Source organism: Sanguibacter sp. Leaf3, from assembly GCF_001425965.1.
GTDB classification, from domain to species: domain Bacteria; phylum Actinomycetota; class Actinomycetes; order Actinomycetales; family Cellulomonadaceae; genus Sanguibacter; species Sanguibacter inulinus.
In genome coordinates this window covers 806,598-828,323 of record NZ_LMRH01000002.1, presented here as the reverse complement: position 1 = coordinate 828,323, position 21,726 = coordinate 806,598, and the positions used below count along the sequence as shown (strand labels likewise).

The window sequence follows — 21,726 nt, the reverse complement described above, 5'->3', positions numbered from 1 at the left end:
CTTCCCGCCGCCACCTCGGACGTGGCACGATCGGTGCCGTGACAGCCAGGGCATCGGGCGAAGACCAGCTGCGCGACCTGGCGCGGCTGCGGCGGGTGCGCGACAGGATCGACCGCGACTACGCCCAGCCCCTCGACGTCGAGGCGCTGGCACGTGGCGCGAGCATGTCGGCAGGTCATCTCAGCCGCCAGTTCCGCGCGGCCTACGGGGAGTCGCCCTACTCCTACCTTATGACCCGGCGGATCGAGCGGGCGATGGCCCTGCTGCGGCGCGGGGAGATGAGCGTGACCGACGTCTGCTTCGCCGTCGGCAGCTCGTCCCTGGGGACCTTCAGCACCCGGTTCACCGAGCTCGTGGGCATGCCCCCGAGCGCCTACAGGAAGCAGGCGGCATCTGCGGCGGGCCTGGTCGCCGGCGAGCTCCCACCGTGCATCGCCAAGCAGATCACCCGACCCGTCAGGAATCGAGAAGCACCGACCGTCGCGGCAGACCTAGCGTGAGCCGCATGGACCTCATCATCCACTGGACCTTCCTCAACCACGACGACGCCGACGCGGCCCTGGCCTTCTACCGCGACGCCCTCGGTTTCGAGCTGCGCAACGACGTCGGCTACGGCGGCATGCGGTGGCTCACCGTCGGCCCTCCCGGGCAGCCGGAGACCTCGGTCGTCCTGACCCCACCAGCCGCGGACCCGGGCATCACCGACGACGAGCGCCGCACGATCACCGAGATGATGGCGAAGGGGACCTTCGGGCACCTCGTGCTCGCCTCCTCCGACATGGACGCGGCCTTCGCCCAGGTCCAGGCCAGCGGCGCCGAGGTGGTCCAGGAGCCGACCGACCAGCCCTACGGGGTCCGCGACTGCGCCTTCCGTGACCCCGCAGGCAACCTCATCCGCATCAACCAGCTCGGCTGAGGGTCGGTGCCGCACCGGCACCTCACCGGCACCTCACCAGCACCGTCGGAGCACTCCTGACGAGACTGACCTGGCCCGATGCACAGCCCTCACGACGGGTGTTCCGCCTGGGGGCACAATCAGACATACTTCTCAGTCAGGGTCCGGCGCATCGCTCGGACCTGGTCAGCACGCTCGAACCTGGCGAGCACCGAGAGACCACCCAGCGGGCGTCCGTCGGGTACGCCAGCGGAGCGCCACAGCCGCCGCGGCCGCCCGAGGCACCGCCGATCCACTCCACAGACAGGGACACGATGGCCACGAGCACGACGACAGGGACCGCCCCCGGCACGCAGCCGCACGCGGCTGACACCCACGACCTCATCAGGGTCCGGGGTGCCCGCGAGAACAACCTGCAGGACGTGAGCCTCGACCTGCCCAAGCGCCGGTTGTCGGTCTTCACAGGGGTGTCAGGGTCAGGGAAGAGCTCGCTGGTCTTCGCCACGATCGCCGCCGAGTCGCAGCGGATGATCAACGAGACGTACAGCGCGTTCCTCCAGGGGTTCATGCCCAGCCAGGCCCGACCCGACGTCGACCTGCTCGAAGGGCTGACCACCGCGATCATCGTCGACCAGGAGCGCATGGGCGCGAACTCGCGCTCGACGGTCGGGACCGCGACGGACGTCAACGCCATGCTCCGCATCGTGTTCAGCCGGCTGGGCCAGCCCCACGTCGGCTCGCCCCAGGCCTTCTCCTTCAACGTCGCCTCGATCAGCGGCGCCGGCGCCGTGACCATCGAGCGTGGCGGGTCGACCGTCAAGGAGCGGCGCAGCTTCAGCATCACCGGAGGCATGTGCCCCCGGTGCGAAGGCATGGGGACAGTCAACGACATCGACCTCACCCAGCTCTTCGACGACTCGAAGTCGCTCAACGAGGGGGCGCTGACCATCCCCGGCTACACGGCCGACGGCTGGGGGGTCAAGATCTTCACGGGCTCAGGCTTCCTCGACCCCGACAAGGCGATCCGCGACTACACGAAGAAGGAACGGGCGGACTTCCTCTACAAGGAGCCCGTCAAGGTCAAGGTCGGCGACATCAACATGACCTACGAGGGCCTGATCCCCAAGGTGCAGAAGTCGTTCTTGTCCAAGGACCGCGAGGCGATGCAGCCGCACATCCGTGCCTTCGTCGACCGTGCGGTCACCTTCACCACCTGCCCGGACTGCGACGGCACCCGCCTCAACGAGGGGGCGCGGTCGTCCAAGGTCGCCGGGCTGAACATCGCCGAGGCGTGCTCGATGCAGATCAGCGACCTCGCGACCTGGGTCCGGGAGCTCCACGAGCCGTCGATGACACCGCTGCTCGACGCGCTGCGCGACACCCTCGACTCCTTCGTCGAGATCGGTCTCGGGTACCTGTCGCTCGACCGGCCCGCCGGGACGCTGTCCGGGGGAGAGGCCCAGCGCACCAAGATGATCCGCCACCTCGGGTCGTCGCTCACCGACGTCACCTACGTCTTCGACGAGCCGACGATCGGGCTGCACCCGCACGACATCCAGCGGATGAACCGCCTCCTGCTCCAGCTGCGGGACAAGGGCAACACCGTCCTGGTGGTCGAGCACAAGCCTGAGATGATCACCATCGCGGACCACGTGGTCGACCTCGGTCCCGGCGCAGGGACCGCCGGCGGCCAGATCTGCTACGAGGGCACCGTCGACGGTCTGCGCGAGAGCGACACCCTCTCCGGACGGCACCTCGACGACAGGTCGCGCGTCAAGGAGACGGTCCGCCCGCACCGCGGCGCGATCGAGATCCGCGGCGCGAGCGCGAACAACCTCCGCGACGTCGACGTCGACATCCCGCTCGGTGTCCTCGTCGTCCTCACCGGCGTCGCCGGGTCGGGCAAGAGCTCTCTCGTGCACGGCTCGATCCCCGCGGGCGCCGGCGTGGTCTCGATCGACCAGACCGCGATCCGCGGGTCCCGCCGGAGCAACCCGGCCACCTACACAGGGCTCCTCGAGCCGATCCGCAAGGCCTTCGCCAAGACGAACGGCGTCAAGCCTGCGCTGTTCAGCGCCAACTCCGAGGGCGCGTGCCCGGTGTGCAACGGCGCCGGTGTCATCTACACCGACCTCGGCGTCATGGCGAGCGTCGCGTCACCCTGCGAGGTCTGCGAGGGGAAGCGGTTCCAGGCCTCGGTCCTCGAGTACCACCTCGGCGGACGCGACATCTCCGAGGTGCTCGCGATGTCCGTCGCCGAGGCCGAGCAGTTCTTCGGCGCGGGGGAGGCGCGCACCCCTGCCGCGCACGCGATCCTGGTCCGTCTGGTCGACGTCGGGCTCGGGTACCTGCGTCTCGGGCAGCCGCTGACCACGCTCTCGGGTGGTGAGCGCCAGCGTCTCAAGCTCGCCACGCACATGGCCGAGAAGGGCGACGTCTACGTGCTCGACGAGCCGACGACGGGCCTGCACCTCGCCGACGTCGAACAGCTCCTCGGGCTCCTGGACAGGCTCGTCGACTCCGGGAGGTCGGTCATCGTGGTCGAGCACCACCAGGCCGTCATGGCGCACGCCGACTGGATCATCGACCTCGGACCGGGAGCCGGTCACGACGGCGGCAGGGTCGTCTTCGAAGGAACCCCCGCCGACCTCGTCGCCCAGCGGTCGACACTCACCGGGGAGCACCTAGCCGACTACGTGAAGAGCTGACCTGAGGCACGAAAGTCCGCCTAGAACCACCTGAGGCGGACTTTCGTCCCGGGGAAGAGCGCCCTTCGACCAGCAGGATGCAAACGTGTGCATCGACAGATGCCCATGAGTGCAGACCTACGAGTCGCGGACCGAGGACGTTCTATGACACCCCAAGCCCAGATGCCCCAGAGCAGCACCGCAGCACCAGCACCGCTCACGCTCCACCCCGACAGGGCGCTCCCGACAGACCCGCGCCAGCGCGACGTCGCCCGGCAGATCTACGCGGAGACCCGTTCCCTCCCGATCATCTCGATGCACGGCCACGTCGAGGTCGAGGCCTTCGCAGACAACCTGCCCTTCGCCGACCCGGCCCAGCTGCTCGTGGTCCCCGACCACTACGTCACCCGCATGCTCGTCTCGCAGGGGGCAGCCCCTGAGTCCCTGGGCGTCCCGCGGGTCGACGGCGGCCCTGTCGAGACCGACAGCCGGGAGATCTTCCGCAGGTTCTGCGCGGGCTGGCACCTCTACAGGGGGACACCCTCCAGGTACTGGCTCGAGCACGAGCTCGTCGAGGTCTTCGGGATCGACCAGGTGCCCTCGGCGGCCACGGCAGACACGATCTTCGACACGATCGCCGCGCGCCTCGCCGAGCCCGACTTCCGGCCGCGCCAGCTGCTCGACAGGTTCGGCATCGAGCTCATCGCGACGACCGACGCCGCGACGAGCACGCTCGAGCACCACGCCCGGCTCGCGGCAGAAGGCCTGGGGGACCGGGTGGTCCCGACCTTCCGTCCCGACGCCGTCGTCTACCTGGACCGCCCGACCTGGCGCGCAGACATCGACGAGCTCGGCACGGTCTCCGGGATCGACACCGGGCACTACGCCGGCTACCTCGCCGCCCTGCGCCAGCGCCGTGAGGCCTTCGTCGCCGCAGGCGCGCTGGCCAGCGACCACGGGCACCTGAGCGCCGACACCACGCCGCTCTCCGACACCGTCGCCGCCGAGATCTACGCCCGCGCGCTCGAGGGCGCCGTCGAGCCCGCAGAGGTGCAGGCCTTCGCCGCCCACATGCTCTTCCAGATGGCCGCGATGGCCGCCGAGGACGGGCTGGTCATGCAGATCCACCCCGGGGTCCTGCGCGACCACCACGACGCCGTCTACCAGGCGCACGGTCAGGACAAGGGCTTCGACATCCCCGTCGCCACGGAGTACACCCGTGCTCTGCGGCCGATGCTGCAGGCCTTCGGCACGCACCCCGGCTTCCGCGCGATCCTCTTCACCGTCGACGAGACCGTCTACAGCCGCGAGCTCGCGCCGCTCGCCGGCGCCTACCCGTCCCTGCGCCTCGGCGCCCCGTGGTGGTTCCTCGACTCGCCCGAGGGGATGCGCAGGTTCCGCGAGACCGCGACCGAGACAGCGGGCTTCTGGAACACCTCGGGCTTCGTGGACGACACCCGGGCCTACGTCTCGATCCCGGCTCGGCACGACCTCTCCCGCCGCATCGACGCCGGGTTCCTCAGCAGGCTCGTGACCGAGCACAGGCTGACGCACGACGAGGCCGTCGAGACCGCGGTGGTCCTCGCCCACACGCTGCCGCAGACCTCGTACGCCAGGCGTCCCTGACGCCTGTCCCGGGTCGTCGGCCACAGCGTCGACGGCCCGGGAACCGCACTGCACCCCGCGAATCCCCCCTCGAAGCCCCCTTCCTAGCACCCAAGGACCCCCATGACCTCCGCACCTGAGGCAGCGCCGCCCAGCTCGCGTCCCGCAGCCGACCTGCACGGCAAGCTCTCGCTCCGCTCAAAGCTCGCCTACGGCCTCGGCGACATGGGCAACGGCTTCATGTTCGACCTCGGACAGGCCTATCTGCTCAAGTTCTACACCGACGTCGCCGGCATCCACCCGGCCGCAGCGGCCGGCGTCTTCGTCTTCACCAAGATCTTCGACGCCTTCATGGACCCCGTCGCCGGGATCTTCGTCGACCAGCGCAAGGGCGGCGGCCGCCACGGGCGCTTCAAGCCCGTGATGATGTACTCCTCGATCGCGCTCGCCATCCTCACCGTCGTCACGTTCCTCACGCCCGGCGGCACCGACGGCGTCAACCTCGTCTACGCCTACGGGTCGTACATGGCGTGGGGCGTCCTGTACTCCTTCACCAACGTGCCCTACGGCTCGCTCGCCTCCGTGATGACACAGGATCCCGAGCAGCGCGCCCAGCTGGCCTCGTTCCGCCAAGCAGGCTCGGTCACCGCCCTGCTCGTCACCGGCATCGCCTTCATGCCGATCGTGCACGCCTTCGACAACGAGCGCGTCGGCTTCGCGACCGCCGCCGGGGCGATGGCTGTCGTAGGGATCATGGGCTTCTACGCGACCTTCCGCGGCACCCGCGAGGTGGTCCCCGTCGCACGGTCGACCGAGAAGATCACGCTCCGGGGCTTCGCGACCACCATCGGCCAGAACCGGGCGCTCCTCGTCCTCATCCTCATGACGGTGTTCTCCATCTCGGCGTACAACATCAAGCCCGCGATGATCGTCTACTTCACCGACTACAACCTGCAGAACCAGGACCTGCTGTCTGTCGTGAACTTCTTCGGCATCGGCTCGTCGATCCTCGCCATCCTCACGATCCCCTTCCTGGTCAAGCGCTTCGGCAAGAAGCAGGTGGCGATCTCCGGCTTCGCGCTGGCTGCGGTCGCCGACGGACTCAACTTCCTGCTGCCGACCAACACCGTGGTGTTCACCATCCTGTACAGCCTCTCCTTCGTCGGGATCGCCCTGCCCAACGGGATCACCTGGGCTCTCGTCTCCGATGCGATCGACTACGGGCACTGGCGCTCCGGCGTCCGCCGCGAGGGCATCACGTACTCGATGTTCAACTTCTCCCGGAAGATCGCCCAGGCCGTCGCCGGCGGCGCCGCAGGGTTCGGGCTGTCCCTCATCGGCTACGTCCCGAAGTTCACCTCCGACCCGGCGATGGCGGACCAGGCTGACGGCATCCTCCAGGGGATCAAGTCGCTCCAGACGCTCTACCCGTGCATCGCGCTGACCATCGCCGGCGCCGTGCTGTTCTTCCTCTACCCGTTGACCGACAAGCGCATCACCGAGCTCGTCGCCGAGACCCGCGAGCGCGAGGCAGCGACCGCGGTCTCCGACGAGCCAGGTGCCCGCTGACGCGCGAGGAGCGCGTGAGGCCTCAGGCGAACCAGCCCACCCATCCCGAGCACAGGAGCTCTCCGTGACAAGCACCACCCCCGCACCAGAACCCGCAGCCCCCGACGTCATCGCCCACGCCGGCGGCACCCACGACATGGGCACCCCCACCGGCTCGACCGGGACCAGCGTTCTCGGCGACGACGGCCCGTCGCGCCTGACCAGCAGCACCCTCGCCCTAGCCGACTGCACCCTGCGCCTGGCGGAGGGAGACGAGGTCGTCGTGGCGATCCGCGACCTCCCCGCAGGGACGCGACTCACCGCTGGCGACGACACCCTGGTCCTGCGGTCCGACGTCCCGCGCGGCCACAAGCTCGCGGTGCAGGACGTCCCCGCCGGCGGGCAGGTCCACAAGTACGGCCAGTCGATCGGCCGGGCGACGGCACCTGTCGTCGTGGGTGACCACGTCCACGTCCACAACCTCGGCATGGACGCCGCCGCCGCGGAGCACGAGCTCGCGACGGTCCACACCGAGCTGCCCGTCCCGACAGGCCCGACCCGGACCTTCGACGGGTACCACCGCGCCGACGGTCGTGTCGGCACCCGCAGCTACGTCGCGATCCTCACCTCCGTCAACTGCTCGGCCTCGACAGCCCGGATGATCGCGGACAAGGTCACCCCGCTGCTCGTGGACTACCCGAACATCGACGGAGTCGTCGCGCTGACCCACCAGAGCGGCTGCGGCATGATCCCGGCGTCGTCGGGCGGGACGATGTTCCAGCGGACCCTGCACGGCTACGCCGCGCACCCCAACGTCAGCGGGCTGCTGGTCCTCGGGCTCGGCTGCGAGATGATCCAGGTCCAGTCGATCACCGACACGCTGCCCATCGCCACAGACACCCTCGTGGAGTCCCTCACCATCCAGGACCAGGGCGGCATCCGCGCGACGGTCGAGGCCGGGGTCAAGGCTGTCGCGGCGATGCTGCCGATCCTCGACACACGTCGTCGCGCGCCCGCGCCGATCTCCGAGCTCGTGCTCGGTCTCAACTGCGGCGGCTCGGACGGCTACTCGGGGATCACCGCGAACCCGGCCCTCGGGTACGCCTCAGACCTCCTGGTCGCGGCTGGGGCCACCTCGGTCCTCGCCGAGACCCCCGAGGTCTACGGGGCCGAGCACCTCCTCACGCGGCGGGCCGTGTCCGAAGACGTCGCCCGGACGCTCCTCGAGCGGATCAGCTGGTGGGAGAAGTACGCCGAGGAGGGCGGCGGCAGCCTGGACAACAACCCGTCGCCCGGGAACAAGGAGGGCGGTCTGACGACCATCCTCGAGAAGTCTCTCGGTGCTGTCGCCAAGGCCGGTCACGCCGACCTCTCAGCCGTCTACCAGTACGCCGAGCCGATGACGACCCGCGGCCTCGGCTTCATGGACACCCCCGGGTACGACCCCGTGTCGGTGACGGGCCTGGTCGCCGGGGGAGCGACGGTCGTCTGCTTCACCACGGGCCGTGGGTCCGTCCTCGGCTCCCGTCCGGCACCGACCATCAAGCTCGCGACGAACACGGAGATGTTCGAGCGGATGTCGGACGACATGGACCTCAACTGCGGTCGCATCGTCGACGGCACCTCGACCCTCGCGGAGGTCGGGCTGGAGATCTTCGAGTGGATCATCGCCGTGGCCTCGGGCCGCACGACGGCGAGCGAAGAGCTCGGGCTCGGTCAGGACGAGTTCGTGCCGTGGCAGCTCGGCACCGTCACGTGAGCACCCGCAGGGCTGAACCGACGACCCAGGCGCCCGGGACCACAGCCGCGCCCGGCTCCCGCACGCCATCGACCGACGACCCAGAGGACACACCCATGCAGCCGCTCGACAGCACCACGGTCCGCCGCACAGCCCGACCTGTCACCGTGCTCCAGATGGGCGGCGGGAACTTCCTGCGCGGCTTCGTCGACTGGATGATCCACGTCGCCGACGAGGCTGGCGTCATGGACGCCGGTGTCGCAGTCGTCCACGTGACAGACCGGCCCGACCCCGCCTTCGAGCTGCTGCGAGCGCAGGACGGGCTCTTCCACGTCACGCTCGAGGGCATCAAGGACGGGCAGCCTGTCCGCGAGATCACCCGGGTCGAGTGCGTCCAGGAGGTCGTCGCCGCGCACACCGAGTTCGAGCGCTACAGGGACCTCTACCTGGGCGCGGACCTGCGGGTGCTGGTGTCGAACACGACCGAGGCGGGGATCGTCTGGGTCGAGGACGACGACATCACCGCCCGTCCGCCAGCCTCCTTCCCGCTCAAGGTCACGGCCCTGCTGCACGACAGGTTCGAGCACTTCGGTGGTGACCCCACCAAGGGGCTCGCGATCGTCCCGTGCGAGCTCATCGAGGACAACGGGTCGACCCTGCGGGAGTACGTGCTGCGGCACGCGGCCGCCGCCGGTCTGTCCGAGGAGTTCCAGCAGTGGGTCCGAGAGTGCTGCACCTTCAGCGACACCCTCGTCGACCGCATCGTCCCGGGCTTCCCGCGTGACGGCATCGCCCGTATCCAGGCCGAGACAGGCTTCGACGACCAGGTCGTCGTCAAGGGTGAGTACTTCCACGTGTGGGCGATCAGCGGGGGAGAGGCTGTGCGTGAGGTGCTGCCCCTCGACAAGGCCGGGCTCGACGTGCGGTTCATGGAGGACATCGCGCCGTTCCGCGCCCAGAAGGTCCGGGTGCTCAACGGCTCTCACACTGCCCTCAGCGCCGTCGGGCTCCAGCTGGGACACGAGAGCGTGCGAGAGGCCTTCGAGGACCCGGCTGTCCGGCGCTACGTCGACGAGCTCGTGGCCGACGAGGTCCTGCCGACCATCGACGGGGAGCCTGAGGTGCTCCGGGGTTTCGCGGCCGGGATCCTCGAGCGTTTTGGCAACCCGTTCTTGCACCACCGACTGGCGGACATCGCGCTCAACGCCGTCTCGAAGTGGCGCACCCGGAACCTCCCGGTCTACGTCGACAGGGTCCGGGCGGGGGAGAGCGCACAGCTCACCGTGCTCTCGCTCGCCGCTGTGCTGCTGCTGCAGTCCGGGGCGGCCGCCGTCCCGGGCTTCGTCCCCGTGGACGACGCCGGTGCACTGGCGCTGCTCGCCGGCGGACCCGGTGCCGGTGGGGACGGAGGCGCCGGGGACGGAGCTGACGAGGCTGCCGTGTGGGTCGGGCGAGCTGTCCGTGGTCTCGACCTTGCCGCAGGGCTCGACCCGGTCGAGGCTGACGTGCTGATCGCTCGCACCGCAGAGATGGTCGAGTCGCTCACGACCGAGGGTGCACGCGCCACCCTCGCCAGGGTGCTCGCCGAGACCACCGTCGGCTGACGGGGCTGGCCCCACCCGCGATCGACCGCGGTCTCACGCTCCGGCGTGAGGCCGCGGTCCTGTGCTCTCCCTGACCACCAGAGACGTGGGGATGTCGAGCGGCGGGCCCTGGGGCCTCTCCCCGGACAGGTGCGCGTGCAGCCGGTCGACCGCGACGGCACCCGCGTGCCGCAAGGGGATCGCCACCGATGTGAGGGCGGGGGTGATCAGGCCGGCCATGACGATGTCGTCAAAACCGACCACGCTGATCTCACCCGGGACGTCGACACCCTGCCGGACGAGCCGGGCCAGCAGGCCCACCGCCATGACGTCGCTGGACACGAGGACTGCGCTCACGCCGGAGCGCATCGTGGCGTCAGCGGCGCTCGCTCCACCGTCGACGGTGGGCGCGAAGGTGCCGATCTCGACGCCGGACAGGCCGTGCTCGTGCGTCGCGACGTGGAAGGCCTGACGACGGTCTGCGTTGGACCGGCTGCTCCCTGTCGCCGAGACGAACCCGATGTCGCGGTGCCCGAGCCCATGGAGGTGCTCTACGGCCTGCCGCACGCCGCCCGCGTTGTCGAAGGTCACGGGTGGCACGGCGCCCGGCGCGTCGGCACCGGAGCCGCGGTTGACCAGGACCATCGGTTGCAGCCTGGCGGCTGCAGCGAGCTCGGTGTCGCTCATGCGGGGCGAGCACAGCACGAGGGCGTCGACGTTCCGCGCGAGGGTCGTCACCAGCTCGACCTCGGTCGTCGGGTCTTCGTCGCTGTCCGCGAGCAGGACGGAGTACCCGACGTCACGGGCGCGGTGCTGCACGCCGCGGACGATGTCGGAGAAGAACGGGTTCGACAGGTCGGGGACGACGATGCCGAGCGCGCCGGTGCGCCCGGTCTTGAGCGTGCGGGCTGCCCTGCTCGGCACGTAGCCGATCTGCTCGGCGAGCGTCAGGATGCGGTCGCGTGTCGTCTCGTCGACCTTCTCCGGCCTGGAGAACGCCCGCGAGATGGTGGACGGGGAGACCCCGGCGAGGGCGGCCAGGTCACGGATCGTCGCTGCCATGACCTGCGTGCTCCTCGCGTCCGGGCAGTCCTGGGCGGCCTGCGACTCACCACATCGTAGGGGGAGCGGCGGGCCGTCTGGTCCAGGTCAGCCGGGCGCCGTGACGAAGACGTCGAAGAGCTCCGGGTGGTGGGCGTGCACGAGGACACCGAAGACGACGAGGTCGAAGAGGAGGTGCACCGCCACGACGTAGGTCAGCGACGCGCTCTTGGCGAAGATCCAGCCCTGCACGAGCGCGAAGGGCACAGTCAGCAACGGGCCCCACTCGCGGTAGCCGAGCTCCCACAGGAACGAGACGAAGACGACCGACTGCAGGATGTTCGCGGTCCAGAGCCCGAAGTGCGCGCGCAGCAGGGCGAAGACCGTGCAGATGAAGAACAGCTCGTCCCAGATCCCCACGGCGTTGACACCGAGGAACAGCCGGGCGATGTCCTGGTCGCCGTCGAGGTCGGGCCAGTTCTGGTACGCCCCCGACCCGATGAAGTACGGCGGGAGGATGAGATAGCCGATGACGACCACAGCGACCAGGTAGCCGATCTGCAGCCGGGTCCAGCGTCGCCCTGTCGCCACGGGGAAGGTAATCGTCCGCTGCCCGAAGACCCAGCGCGAGAGCGCCCACGGCACGAGCACGGCGAGGGACAGCGCGACCGTGAAGCGCAGCATCCCGGCGTCAGAGAGGTCTGCCTGGAGGGAGATCGCGGAGATGATCGCCATGCCGAGGGCGATCAGCGCGAGGTCGCGTCCGAGCCGGCGGTCCACGGCGAGCGCGAGCGCGATGCCCAAGACGAGCGGGACGAAGCCGAGAGGTCTGACGTGCACGGCGAAGATCAGGACGGCCGAGCCGCAGACGAGCGCTGCGGCGAGCAGCCTGGCTGGGGAGCCCACGGACCATGGACCGAGCTGGACCTGGGCGGGCGCTGTGGGCGTCGTCGTCACCCCGCCCAGGGTGCCACGGGGCCACGGACGTCGCGCGTCGGACCTGGCTCGGTGCCCCCAGTGCGGGGTGCCCGGTGCTCGCCGGGCTGGACCGGGCAGCCTGCCTCGCGGCCGATGACGGGCCGTGGCCGTGGCCGTGGTCGTACGCTCGCACCATGGAGTACGACGTCCGCGGGACGAGGGTGCACTACGTCGAGCGCGGCCAGGGTCGGCCCGTGCTCGTGCTGCACGGCGCGGGCGTCGACCACCGCGAGACTCTCGCGGCCTTCGAGCCTACGCTCGCTCGGCACGGTGGGCTCCGTCGGCTGTACCCGGACCTGCCCGGCTCAGGGCGGACACAGACCGCCGAGACCGTGAGCAGCGCCGAAGACGTCCTCGGCGTCCTGACCACGCTGGTCGACGAGATCGTGGGGGACAGGCCGCTGATCCTCGTAGGCCACTCCGCCGGTGCCTATTGCGCCCGCGCCCTCGCCGACCGGGCGCCCCAGCGTGTCGCCGGTCTCGTGCTCGTGTGCCCGCTGCTGCCAGGCAGGCACGACGTCCCGCCGCTCCAGCCCGTCGTGGCTGACGACGACCTGGGTGACGCCGATTTCCGCGCGTACTTCGTGGTCCAGACCCCGGCCATGCTCGCGCGGTACAGGGAGGTCGTCGCACCTGGGGTTGCCGCGGTCGACGCCCCCACGGCCGAGCGCATCGGAGCGCGCTGGGAGCTGGCGACCAGCGACGAGACCTACGCAGGTCCGGTGCTCGTCGTCGCAGGGCGCCAGGACTCGACCGTCGGCTACGCCTCGGCGATCGACCTGCTGGGCCGGTATCCCCGCGCGACGCTCGTGGTGGTCGACGGTGCCGGGCACGCGCTGCCCCACGAAGCGCCCTCGGTGCTGGGTGGGATCCTCGACGGCTGGCTCACCGATGCCGTCGAGCACCATGGCTGAGCCTGTGACCCATCCCGAACGTGACCCACTGGAGGAGACACCATGACCACGCCGACGATCGACCCTGAGCTCGACCTCACCATCGAACGTGTGATCCACGGCCCACGGTCCAGCGTGTGGCGCGCCTGGACGGAGCCCGCACTGCTGGAACGCTGGTGGATCCCTGCACCGATGGTCACGCACGTCGACACCCTGGACGTGCGCCCGGGCGGCGGCTTCGTCACCCAGATGAGCGAGGACGGGGCGACCTTCGTCCCGCACACCGACACGGTGTTCCTGGTCGTCGACGAGGGTCACCGGCTGGTCTTCACGAACGCCGTCAACAGCTCGTGGCGCCCGACCCGGCCCGAGCCTGTCTCGATGACCGCAGAGATCATCCTGGTCGACCACCCCGAAGGGACCGCCTACACGGCCGTCGTGCGGCACGGCGACCCTGCACAGCGCCGCCTGCACGAAGACCTCGGGTTCTTCGACGGCTGGGGCACTGTCACCGCGGCGCTCGCGACCCTCGTCGAGCAGGGCGGGGCCGTCGAGCAGGGCGGGGCAGCCTGACCGCGACGGCCCAGCGGGGGAGTCGCAAGCACGCAGCAGGGGAGTCGCGCCGTTCTTCTGCTCGCGAGAACGCCGTCAGTCCTTGCGGACGGCGTAGCGGAGCCAGACCACCCCGCTGTCGAAGCGGTGGTCGTCGAGCAGGTCGAGGTTCAGCGGCAGGTCAGCGGGCAAGAACCGCAGACCGTCGCCGACCGACACGGGGGAGACGTAGGGCTGGACCTCGTCGACGATCCCAGCGCGCAGGGCGTGGGCCGCGAGCGTCGGGCCTTCGATGGTGACGTCGTGGTCGAGGGCGTCGACCATCGCCCGCACAGCCTGGGGGTCGAACGTCCGTTCGAGGGTCGTCTTGGCCGTCGAGGTGGAGTCGAGCGTCGTCGAGTAGACGATCTTCTCGGCGCTCTGCCACACCGTCGCGAAGCGCCTGACGAAGTCTGGGTGCGACGGGTCGTCGAGCGCCCTCTCCCAGAACGTCATCATCTCGTAGATGCGCCGGCCGTACAGATACGTGGTCGCAGACGCGAACTTCTCCGCGATGAAGTCGTGCAGCTGCTCGTCGGTGCTGGCGCCCCAGTCGGTGTTGCCCGAGGCGTCCGACGCATACCCGTCGAGCGACGAGATCATGGAGTAGATCAACCGTCCCATGAGGTTCACTGTAGGGAGCCGCGTCAGTACGGTCTAGAGGCATGGTCAAGGTCATCGTCGAAGCTTCGGACCGCCACGAGAACGGCCTGAACAGAGCCCCTCTCGGCCACTTCCCCGTAACGCCGATAATGTACGTTATGACATTATGGCGATCATCTGGCCTCCACGACCCTCTCCGGAGAGCCGATCCGGCGAGATCTTGCCGGGTCGACCCTCCGACAGATGTCGACGACAGCCGCCGCCTCACGACGAAGACGAGTCCAGAACCAGCACGCCTGCGTCATCGGCAGCGAACCCCCAAGACGTCAGCCATTCGGGACCGTGATGCGCGACAACTGTTGACCAGCCCAGATCTTCCACAGCATGCACAGCGTCCATCAGCAACGCTCGTGTGACTTCGTGGGTGACGCCGGACGCGACGTCAAAGCTGCACACGGCGGGCGGATCTCCAGACTCTACGGATATCGCTCCGAGAATGTGGCCCGACTGGTCCGTGGAGATCGCGTATCGCCACAGGAGCAGCCTCCCCTCCTCCCGGACGGTCTGAGGCCTCGCGGCCTCAAAGCCCGCTGCCTGGAGTCTCCGCGTGTCCGAGTCACCAGGTTCAACGTCACGGATGTGGAACGCAGCGGTGGCGGGATCCTCCTTCAGGTCAAGCCAAGTCACTCCCTCGCTCCTGCTCCGAGGCGCTCTCCGTGTAAGGCCTGTCAGCAGCTCCTCCATGACGGTGACGCGAACTGCGTATTCGACCCACTCGTCAATCGTCCCGGGGTCCCATCGAGTCCAGATGGGATCCCTCGACGAGTTCGGTATGGCAAGCTTCACCCCGAAGATCGTCGGATTGTGTTCCCACCAGAAAGTGATCTGAAGCTCGCCAGCTTCCGCAACCACGGATCTCAATCGGAATTCCACCCCAGCCCCGGGATGCTCCAGCTTCTCCTTCGCCAGGGAGAGCACCTCTCTCACATCGATCGACTCGTCCACGGCTTTCAATCCAATCTTGAGAGTTCAACGAACGAGAGAGACGCACGCCGCTACCCTGCGTTGACTCCCCCCTTGACCCAGTCAGGACACCACGTGACGCCTTCGTAGTAGGTCGCCATGACACCCTTCGGGCCCCCAATGACATTGTGGCGATATGGAGAGGCCAGGCTCGACCTCAGTCGCCCTCTCCCGGAAGCTCTGCGTCACGGTCGACGAGCAGCACCTCGAAGCTGGCCTCACGCAAGCGATCGACCAGGTCCGTGCTGCACGAGATGTACAGCGAGTCGTGGTAGATCGGGCAGGCCAGCAAGAATGACCCGTCGTCCGGCCACACGAACACCGGCAGCCTCAGGTGCTCGTCGTCCGCGGTCCGGGCGCCGAGCCACGAGACCGGTGCTCGGTGCGGCACCAACCCTCCAGACCGTCGAGCCAACCCGGTGAGCCACGGCGGACAGCCGGTGTCGAGCCCGTCGGTCTCTCCGGCGTAGCCCTCCCACAGGAAGAACCAGCACTCGTCCGGAGTCGCGGTGTGCTCGCCGAGGACAGCGGCGAGCGCGACAGAGAACACCCGTCCGGGCGTGGCGTACGCCATCCTCAGACCGGTGCGCCCCACCGACTCCAGGCAACGCTCGAGATCTGACCACCGCACGTCTGGCGTCAGCACGCTGTCGGCCGCGCCCGTCGTCTCGTCGTGAGCGACGTCGAGCGCGGCGACCTGCGCGGCGACCTGGGCGACGAGCCCCTCCCAGGGCCACCGGCTGTCGCCCGGGCCGTGCAGAGGGAGGAAGATCCGTGCCGCGACCTCGTGCGTGGACGTCGTGAAGGCACTCACCCGCAGGTCCTCGGGCCCCAGGCTAGGGACGACGCCCATCTGCCCCCACCCCCTCCCCTGCGACCACGACGCGCGCCCGTCCGTGGTGCGCTCCAGCCCATGCTAGACGAGCGCTACGGCGCGGATCAGCGCGTCACCAGGCCGAACGCCCCGCCGCCGTCTAAGGTCGTCGGTGTGGACGACCTCGAGCACACAGCCATCCGATTTGCGCAGAAGACGCTCAAGCGAGCCATCGTCCTGTCCGCCGTCACACCCTTCGTGGTCGCCGGCGGCGTCGTGGCGCTCGACCACTGGTCCAAGCGCAAGAAGTCGCGCAAGGCGGTCTTCCCGCACTCGAGGCCCGTGAGCTCGACGGTCGAGACGACAGGGACCACGATCTACACCTTCGGTGAAGACGTCTACGCCGCCATGCTCGAGGCGATCGAGGGCGCGACCGAGCGCATCTTCATCGAGACGTACATCTGGAAGGGCGACGAGGTCGGCCGCCAGTTCAAGGACGCGCTCATCGCGGCGCACGAGCGTGGCGTCGAGGTCTTCGTGGTCTACGACGGCTTCGCCAACGCCGTGGTCCCCCGGTCGTTCTTCAGGTTCCCCGAGGGCATCCACGTCTTGGAGTACCCGATCTTCCGCCCGCAGGTGCTGCTCATGGACCTCAAGCACACCGGCCGAGACCACCGCAAGATCTTGGTCGTCGACGACGAGGTCGGGTTCGTCGGCGGGTACAACATCGGCACGCTCTACGCGACGCAGTGGCGCGACACGCACCTGCGGGTCACCGGGACGGCGGTGTGGGAGCTCTCGAGCGCCTTCGTCGACTTCTGGAACCTCAACCGCAAGGACAAGCACCCGGCGATCGACTCCCCCGGCACCATCACGTGGGTCCCGGGCTTCCAGGCTGCGCGCAACGCGCCGGCCCGTCGGGTCTACCCGATCCGCAACCTGTACCTCGAGGCCTTCCGCAGGGCGACGAGCCACATCTACCTCACGCAGGCGTACTTCATCCCCGACCGTGAGCTGCTCGAGGTCCTCGTCGCCGCGGCGCGCCGCGGGGTCGACGTGAGGCTCATCGTCCCCGAGGCGTCGAACCACGTGCTCACCGACTGGCTGTCCCGCGGGCTCTACTCCCAGCTGCTCCGCGCCGGTGTGACCATCTGGTTGTTCCGCAACGCGATGGTCCACGCGAAGACCGCGACAGTCGACGGGCGCTGGACGACCATCGGCACGGCGAACATCGACAGGCTCAGCCTCACCGGCAACTACGAGATCAACATGGCGATCTACGACACGGGGATCGCCGCGCAGATGGAAGACATCTTCGCCCTCGACCTCACCAACTGCCGCGAGCTGCAGCTCGACGCGTGGGAGGCCCGCTCCCCCGTCGCGAAGATCGGCGAGCTGCTGCTCACCCCGCTCAGCCCTCTGCTGTGAGCACCCGCTCCATGGTGTCGAAGAACCCCCGGTAGCCCTCGGCGAGCTGGGCGTACTGCTCGTCGGTGAACCCGCTGTTCATCTGGGTGAAGATCATCTCGGTCCCGCCCTCGACCGCGACGAGGTCGACGGTCAGCGGCGCCCCGGGATCGGTGCCCGGCGAGTCGGTCATGGTCAGGACCAGCCGGTTCGGCGGGTCGACCTCGACGAACGAGCCTTCCCAGTGGATCTGGTGCCCGTCGGGCAGGTGCATGACCGCGCTCCACGCGCCGCCGGGGCGCACGTCCATCGAGAGGGTGTCGAGCGGGACGTCCACGGCGTCGGTGCCGAACCACACCGAGAACACCTCGGGCATCGTCCAGGCCGCGAACACGCTCTCCGGGGTGACGGGGAAGGTCCGGGTGATCGTCAGGCCGTCAGTCATGGTGCACTCCTCGGAGGGTGTGATGGTGCGGTCAGGTGGTCGTCAGACCCTGTCGGCGTCGGCGATCTCTTCCTCAGGACGCGGCGGGACCGTCTCGTCGGCCTCGATGACGGGCACCTCGTCGTACTCCGGGTGCTCGTCGCGGATGGCCTCGGCGGCAGCCTGCAGGCTGTCGGTCTCGCTCGCGGGGGTGGCGCTCGGCTCGGGGACTGTGCTCTCGCTCATGATGCTCTCCTCAGCTGGTGGGACAGACCTTCACGCTAGGCACCCCTGCTCACCTGCGCCACCGCGCACGCGGGGACAGCCCCCCGCGCCACCGCGATGCGAGACCGCACCTGCTCGTCAGCCGACGACGAGCACGAGGTCGCCGCCCTCGAGCTGCTGCACCCCACCGATCGCCAGCCGCTGGACGACGCCCTCGACGGGGGTGGTGATCGCAGCCTCCATCTTCATCGCCTCGACCGTCGCCACGGTCTGGCCGGCCTCGACCCTGTCTCCCTCGGCGACCACGGGGGTCACGGCCCCCGCGAAGGGCGCTCCGATCTGCCCGGGGACCTGTGGGTCTGCCTTGTCTGCCACGGACCCGGAGACCTCGATGCTGCGGTCACGCACCGGGATCGGACGGATCTGCCCGTTGAGCGTGAACATCACGCTGCGGATCCCGCGCAGGTCGGGTTCGCCCACGGCCTCGAGCCCGACCAGCAGCCGGACCCCACGGGCGAGGGCGATCTCGACCTCTTCGCCGCGCTGCAGCCCGTACAGGTAGGTGCTCGTCTCGAAGACGCTCACGTCGCCGTAGGCGGCGCGCGTCGCGCGGAAGTCCTTCGTCGGACCGGCGAAGAGCAGCTGGTTGAGCCGGTCCCGACGCTGCGCCGAGTCTCCCGCCAGGGCCGCGAGATCCTCGTCAGAGAGCGGGGTGACACCGGCCCGGACCGTCCGCCCGGCGAGTGCGCGCGTCCGGAAGGGCTCGGGCCAGCCACCGGGCGGGTCGCCGAGCTCGCCGCCGAGGAAGGCGATCACCGAGTCGGGGATGTCGTAGTCCTGAGGGTTCTCCGCGAAGTCCGCAGGGTCCGCGCCGCGAGCGACGAGCTGGAGCGCGAGGTCCCCGACCACCTTCGACGACGGGGTCACCTTGACGAGCCGCCCGAGGATGCGGTCGGCCGCGGCGTAGGTCGACTCGATCTGCTCGAACCTGTCGCCCAGACCCAGCGCGATCGCCTGCTGACGCAGGTTCGACAGCTGGCCACCGGGGATCTCGTGCGTGTACACACGTCCGGTCGGGCCCGTCAGCCCCGACTCGAAGGGGCTGTACAGGCGGCGCACGGCCTCCCAGTACGGCTCGAGGTCGCAGACCGCGGCCAGGGACAGCCCCGTGTCGCGCGGGGTGTGCTCGAGCCCGGCGACGAGCGCCGACATCGACGGCTGGCTCGTGGTGCCGGCCATCGCGGCGCTCGCCACGTCGACGGCGTCGACACCTGCCTCGACCGCGGCCAGCAGCGTGGCCATCTGCCCGCCGCTCGTGTCGTGGGTGTGCAGGTGGACGGGCAGGTCGAAGCGCTCGCGGAGCGCCGTCACGAGACGCGTGGCCGCGGCCGGGCGGAGCAGACCGGCCATGTCCTTGATCGCGAGGACGTGCGCACCGGCCGCGACGATCTTGTCGGCCAGAGCGAGGTAGTAGTCGAGGGTGTAGAGCGTCTCGTCCGGGTCCAGCAGGTTGCCCGTGTAGCAGAGCGCGACCTCCGCGACGGCGGTCCCGGTCGCCCGGACGGCGGCGATCGCCGGGGCCATCTGCTCGACGTCGTTGAGGGCGTCGAAGATGCGGAAGATGTCCACGCCCGTCGCCGCAGCCTCCTTGACGAAGGCCTCCGTCACCTCGGTCGGGTACGGGGTGTACCCGACGGTGTTCCGGCCGCGCAGCAGCATCTGGATCGCGACGTTCGGCAGCGCCGCACGGAGCTTCGCGAGCCGCACCCAGGGGTCTTCGCCGAGGAACCGCAGCGCGACGTCGTAGGTCGCCCCGCCCCAGGCCTCGACCGAGAGCAGCTCGGGGGTGAGCCGTGCCACGTAGGGCGCGACGACCTCGAGGTCGTGCGTGCGGACGCGGGTCGCCAGCAGCGACTGGTGCGCGTCACGGAAGGTCGTGTCGGTGACCGCCACCGCCGTCTGATCGCGCAGTGCGCGGGCGAATCCCTCGGGACCGAGCTCGAGCAGGCGCTGCCTGCTGCCCGGGACGGCAGGCTCGGTCACGTCGACGGCCGGGAGCTTGTGCTTCGGCTCGATCGCGCCCGTCGAGGCACCGTTCGGCTGGTTGACCACGACGTCGCCGAGGAAGGCGAGCAGACGGGTCCCACGGTCGGCGCTCTCCCGCGCGGCGAGGAGCTCCGGACGCTCGTCGATGAACGACGTCGAGACGTCGCCCTCGACGAAGGCCTCGTCGGCCAGCACGGCCTGGAGGAAGGGGATGTTCGTGCGGATGCCGCGGATGCGGAACTCGGCGAGGGCACGCCGAGCACGTCGCACGGCCGTCGGGTAGTCGCGGCCGCGGCAGGTGAGCTTGACGAGCATCGAGTCGAAGTGCCCGGAGATCTCAGACCCGGCCGTGGCCGTGGCCCCGTCGAGGCGCACACCTGCGCCGCCCGGGGACCTGTAGGCGACGATGCGCCCGGTGTCCGGCCGGAAGCCGTTCGCCGGGTCTTCTGTCGTGATGCGCGTCTGCAGGGCCGCGCCGTTGACCCTGACGTCCTCCTGCCGGATGCCGAGGTCTGCGAGGCTCTCCCCTGCGGCGATCCGCATCTGCGACGAGACGAGGTCGATGTCGGTGACCTCTTCGGTCACCGTGTGCTCGACCTGGATGCGCGGGTTCATCTCGATGAACACGTGCTGACCGGCCCGCTCCCCCACGGTGTCGACCAGGAACTCGACGGTCCCGGCGTTCTGGTAGCCGATGGCGCGGGCGAACTTCACGGCGTCGGCGCAGAGCGCGTCGCGGATCGCGGGGTCGAGGTTCGGTGCCGGGGCGATCTCGATGACCTTCTGGTGCCGGCGCTGGACCGAGCAGTCGCGCTCGAAGAGGTGCACCACCTCGCCGCTGCCGTCCGCGAGGATCTGCACCTCGATGTGGCGCGGGCGCAGCACGGCCTGCTCGAGGAACATCGTCGGGTCGCCGAAGGCGCTGTCGGCCTCCCGCATCGCCGCCTGGAGCGCCTCGCGCAGGTCTTCGGGGCGGTCGACGCGGCGCATGCCACGGCCACCACCACCGGCGACGGCCTTGGCGAAGATCGGGAAGCCGATGCGCTCGGCCGCTGCGACGAGCTCGTCGAGGTCGGCCGAGGGCTCGCTCGACTCGAGGACGGGGATGCCCGCCTCCCGTGCGGCTCGCAGCGCGCGGACCTTGTTGCCGGCGAGCTCGAGCACCTCGGCGGGTGGACCGATGAAGGTCAGCCCGGCGTCGACGCAGGCACGGGCCAGGTCAGGGTTCTCGGACAAGAACCCGTAGCCGGGGTACACGGCGTCGGCGCCAGCACCCTTCGCGACCCGGATGATCTCGTCGATGTCGAGATACGCGCGGACGGGGTGCCCCTCGTCGCCGATGAGGTACGACTCGTCGGCCTTGAGGCGGTGCTCGGAGTTGCGGTCCTCCTGCGGGAACACCGCGACGGTGCGCGCACCCATCTCGTAGGCGGCACGGAAGGCGCGCACGGCGATCTCCGCTCGGTTGGCGACCAGCACCTTGGTGAACACGCAGACATCCCATCGTTCGGGGGCTCGACAGCCTGGACGGCTGGCCCGATCCTCCCACGGACAGTCCCGAGGTGGGTGAAGCCTTCCGACCCACGGACGGTGATCGCCGGGAAGCCCCCGATCACCCCTGGTCG

The 21,726-nt window shown here is 69.6% G+C and carries 18 protein-coding genes; 10 read left to right on the top strand and 8 right to left on the bottom strand.

Going from position 1 to position 21,726, the window contains the following annotated elements:
* Positions 1-38: 38 nt before the first annotated feature.
* The 7 genes from ASG53_RS11135 (at position 39) to ASG53_RS11105 (ending at position 10,077) form a co-directional block, all read left to right on the top strand.
* Complete coding sequence (locus ASG53_RS11135; protein WP_056132774.1) at positions 39-500, top strand: helix-turn-helix transcriptional regulator; 462 nt, start codon at positions 39-41, stop codon at positions 498-500.
* Between the two features lie 5 nt (positions 501-505).
* Positions 506-916, top strand: a complete 411-nt coding sequence (locus ASG53_RS11130) for a VOC family protein (protein WP_056132771.1) — start codon at positions 506-508, stop codon at positions 914-916.
* A gap of 293 nt (positions 917-1,209) precedes the next feature.
* Entirely contained in the window at positions 1,210-3,603 is a 2,394-nt protein-coding gene (locus ASG53_RS11125; RefSeq protein ID WP_056132768.1) for an ATP-binding cassette domain-containing protein, read from the top strand.
* A 144-nt stretch (positions 3,604-3,747) separates the two neighbouring features.
* Positions 3,748-5,208 (top strand): glucuronate isomerase, encoded by a 1,461-nt coding sequence (gene uxaC / locus ASG53_RS11120; RefSeq protein WP_228086965.1) that lies wholly within the window; start codon positions 3,748-3,750, stop codon positions 5,206-5,208.
* Positions 5,209-5,310: 102 nt separating this feature from the next.
* Positions 5,311-6,756 (top strand): MFS transporter, encoded by a 1,446-nt coding sequence (locus ASG53_RS11115; protein WP_056132764.1) that lies wholly within the window; start codon positions 5,311-5,313, stop codon positions 6,754-6,756.
* Positions 6,757-6,820: 64 nt separating this feature from the next.
* Complete coding sequence (locus tag ASG53_RS11110; protein WP_235533906.1) at positions 6,821-8,494, top strand: UxaA family hydrolase; 1,674 nt, start codon at positions 6,821-6,823, stop codon at positions 8,492-8,494.
* Positions 8,495-8,589: 95 nt separating this feature from the next.
* On the top strand, positions 8,590-10,077 hold the full coding sequence (locus ASG53_RS11105) for a tagaturonate reductase (RefSeq protein WP_056132759.1): 1,488 nt from the start codon (positions 8,590-8,592) through the stop codon (positions 10,075-10,077).
* 33 nt (positions 10,078-10,110) lie between these two features.
* Here ASG53_RS11105 and ASG53_RS11100 read toward each other — a convergent pair whose 3' ends face one another.
* Positions 10,111-11,118: a LacI family DNA-binding transcriptional regulator gene (locus tag ASG53_RS11100; protein WP_056132756.1), complete on the bottom strand. Its 1,008-nt coding sequence runs from the start codon at positions 11,116-11,118 to the stop codon at positions 10,111-10,113.
* Positions 11,119-11,205: 87 nt separating this feature from the next.
* On the bottom strand, positions 11,206-12,003 hold the full coding sequence (locus ASG53_RS11095; RefSeq protein WP_056134145.1) for a CPBP family intramembrane glutamic endopeptidase: 798 nt from the start codon (positions 12,001-12,003) through the stop codon (positions 11,206-11,208).
* A 206-nt stretch (positions 12,004-12,209) separates the two neighbouring features.
* Here ASG53_RS11095 and ASG53_RS11090 point away from each other — a divergent pair, with 206 nt between their 5' ends.
* Both ASG53_RS11090 and ASG53_RS11085 read left to right on the top strand, forming a co-directional pair.
* Positions 12,210-12,989, top strand: coding sequence for an alpha/beta fold hydrolase (locus tag ASG53_RS11090; protein ID WP_056132753.1), 780 nt, complete (start codon positions 12,210-12,212; stop codon positions 12,987-12,989).
* Positions 12,990-13,031: 42 nt separating this feature from the next.
* The gene (locus ASG53_RS11085; RefSeq protein ID WP_056132750.1) at positions 13,032-13,541 is read left to right on the top strand and encodes an SRPBCC domain-containing protein; all 510 of its coding nucleotides are present in this window, start codon (positions 13,032-13,034) and stop codon (positions 13,539-13,541) included.
* 75 nt (positions 13,542-13,616) lie between these two features.
* On the opposite strand, the gene ASG53_RS11080 is transcribed toward ASG53_RS11085, so the two are convergent.
* From ASG53_RS11080 to ASG53_RS11070, 3 genes are all read right to left on the bottom strand, one after another.
* Entirely contained in the window at positions 13,617-14,183 is a 567-nt protein-coding gene (locus ASG53_RS11080) for a dihydrofolate reductase family protein (RefSeq protein ID WP_056134140.1), read from the bottom strand.
* A 243-nt stretch (positions 14,184-14,426) separates the two neighbouring features.
* Positions 14,427-15,167, bottom strand: a complete 741-nt coding sequence (locus ASG53_RS11075) for a hypothetical protein (protein ID WP_056132747.1) — start codon at positions 15,165-15,167, stop codon at positions 14,427-14,429.
* A gap of 175 nt (positions 15,168-15,342) precedes the next feature.
* Positions 15,343-15,999 (bottom strand): hypothetical protein, encoded by a 657-nt coding sequence (locus ASG53_RS11070; protein WP_056132743.1) that lies wholly within the window; start codon positions 15,997-15,999, stop codon positions 15,343-15,345.
* 174 nt (positions 16,000-16,173) lie between these two features.
* On the opposite strand from ASG53_RS11070, the gene ASG53_RS11065 reads away from it, so the two are divergent.
* Complete coding sequence (locus tag ASG53_RS11065; protein WP_082543977.1) at positions 16,174-17,427, top strand: phospholipase D-like domain-containing protein; 1,254 nt, start codon at positions 16,174-16,176, stop codon at positions 17,425-17,427.
* Here ASG53_RS11065 and ASG53_RS11060 read toward each other — a convergent pair.
* The 3 genes from ASG53_RS11060 to ASG53_RS11050 all read right to left on the bottom strand — a co-directional run bounded on the left by ASG53_RS11060 (position 17,411) and on the right by ASG53_RS11050 (position 21,592).
* Positions 17,411-17,851, bottom strand: a complete 441-nt coding sequence (locus ASG53_RS11060) for an SRPBCC family protein (protein ID WP_056132740.1) — start codon at positions 17,849-17,851, stop codon at positions 17,411-17,413. The genes ASG53_RS11065 and ASG53_RS11060 overlap by 17 nt on opposite strands.
* A 42-nt stretch (positions 17,852-17,893) precedes the next feature.
* Entirely contained in the window at positions 17,894-18,076 is a 183-nt protein-coding gene (locus ASG53_RS11055; RefSeq protein WP_056132738.1) for a hypothetical protein, read from the bottom strand.
* A gap of 117 nt (positions 18,077-18,193) precedes the next feature.
* Entirely contained in the window at positions 18,194-21,592 is a 3,399-nt protein-coding gene (locus ASG53_RS11050; protein ID WP_056132735.1) for a pyruvate carboxylase, read from the bottom strand.
* Positions 21,593-21,726 lie beyond the last annotated feature (134 nt).

What these genes read in the sequence shown, in the direction of transcription:
- ASG53_RS11130 (WP_056132771.1), top strand. Translation starts at nt 506, where the DNA reads ATGGACCTCATCATCCACTGGACCTTCCTCAACCACGACGACGCCGAC.
- ASG53_RS11125 (WP_056132768.1), top strand. Translation starts at nt 1,210, where the DNA reads ATGGCCACGAGCACGACGACAGGGACCGCCCCCGGCACGCAGCCGCAC.
- uxaC (WP_228086965.1), top strand. Translation starts at nt 3,748, where the DNA reads ATGACACCCCAAGCCCAGATGCCCCAGAGCAGCACCGCAGCACCAGCA.
- ASG53_RS11115 (WP_056132764.1), top strand. Translation starts at nt 5,311, where the DNA reads ATGACCTCCGCACCTGAGGCAGCGCCGCCCAGCTCGCGTCCCGCAGCC.
- ASG53_RS11105 (WP_056132759.1), top strand. Translation starts at nt 8,590, where the DNA reads ATGCAGCCGCTCGACAGCACCACGGTCCGCCGCACAGCCCGACCTGTC.
- ASG53_RS11100 (WP_056132756.1), bottom strand. Translation starts at nt 11,118, where the DNA reads ATGGCAGCGACGATCCGTGACCTGGCCGCCCTCGCCGGGGTCTCCCCG.
- ASG53_RS11090 (WP_056132753.1), top strand. Translation starts at nt 12,210, where the DNA reads ATGGAGTACGACGTCCGCGGGACGAGGGTGCACTACGTCGAGCGCGGC.
- ASG53_RS11085 (WP_056132750.1), top strand. Translation starts at nt 13,032, where the DNA reads ATGACCACGCCGACGATCGACCCTGAGCTCGACCTCACCATCGAACGT.
- ASG53_RS11080 (WP_056134140.1), bottom strand. Translation starts at nt 14,183, where the DNA reads ATGGGACGGTTGATCTACTCCATGATCTCGTCGCTCGACGGGTATGCG.
- ASG53_RS11060 (WP_056132740.1), bottom strand. Translation starts at nt 17,851, where the DNA reads ATGACTGACGGCCTGACGATCACCCGGACCTTCCCCGTCACCCCGGAG.
- ASG53_RS11055 (WP_056132738.1), bottom strand. Translation starts at nt 18,076, where the DNA reads ATGAGCGAGAGCACAGTCCCCGAGCCGAGCGCCACCCCCGCGAGCGAG.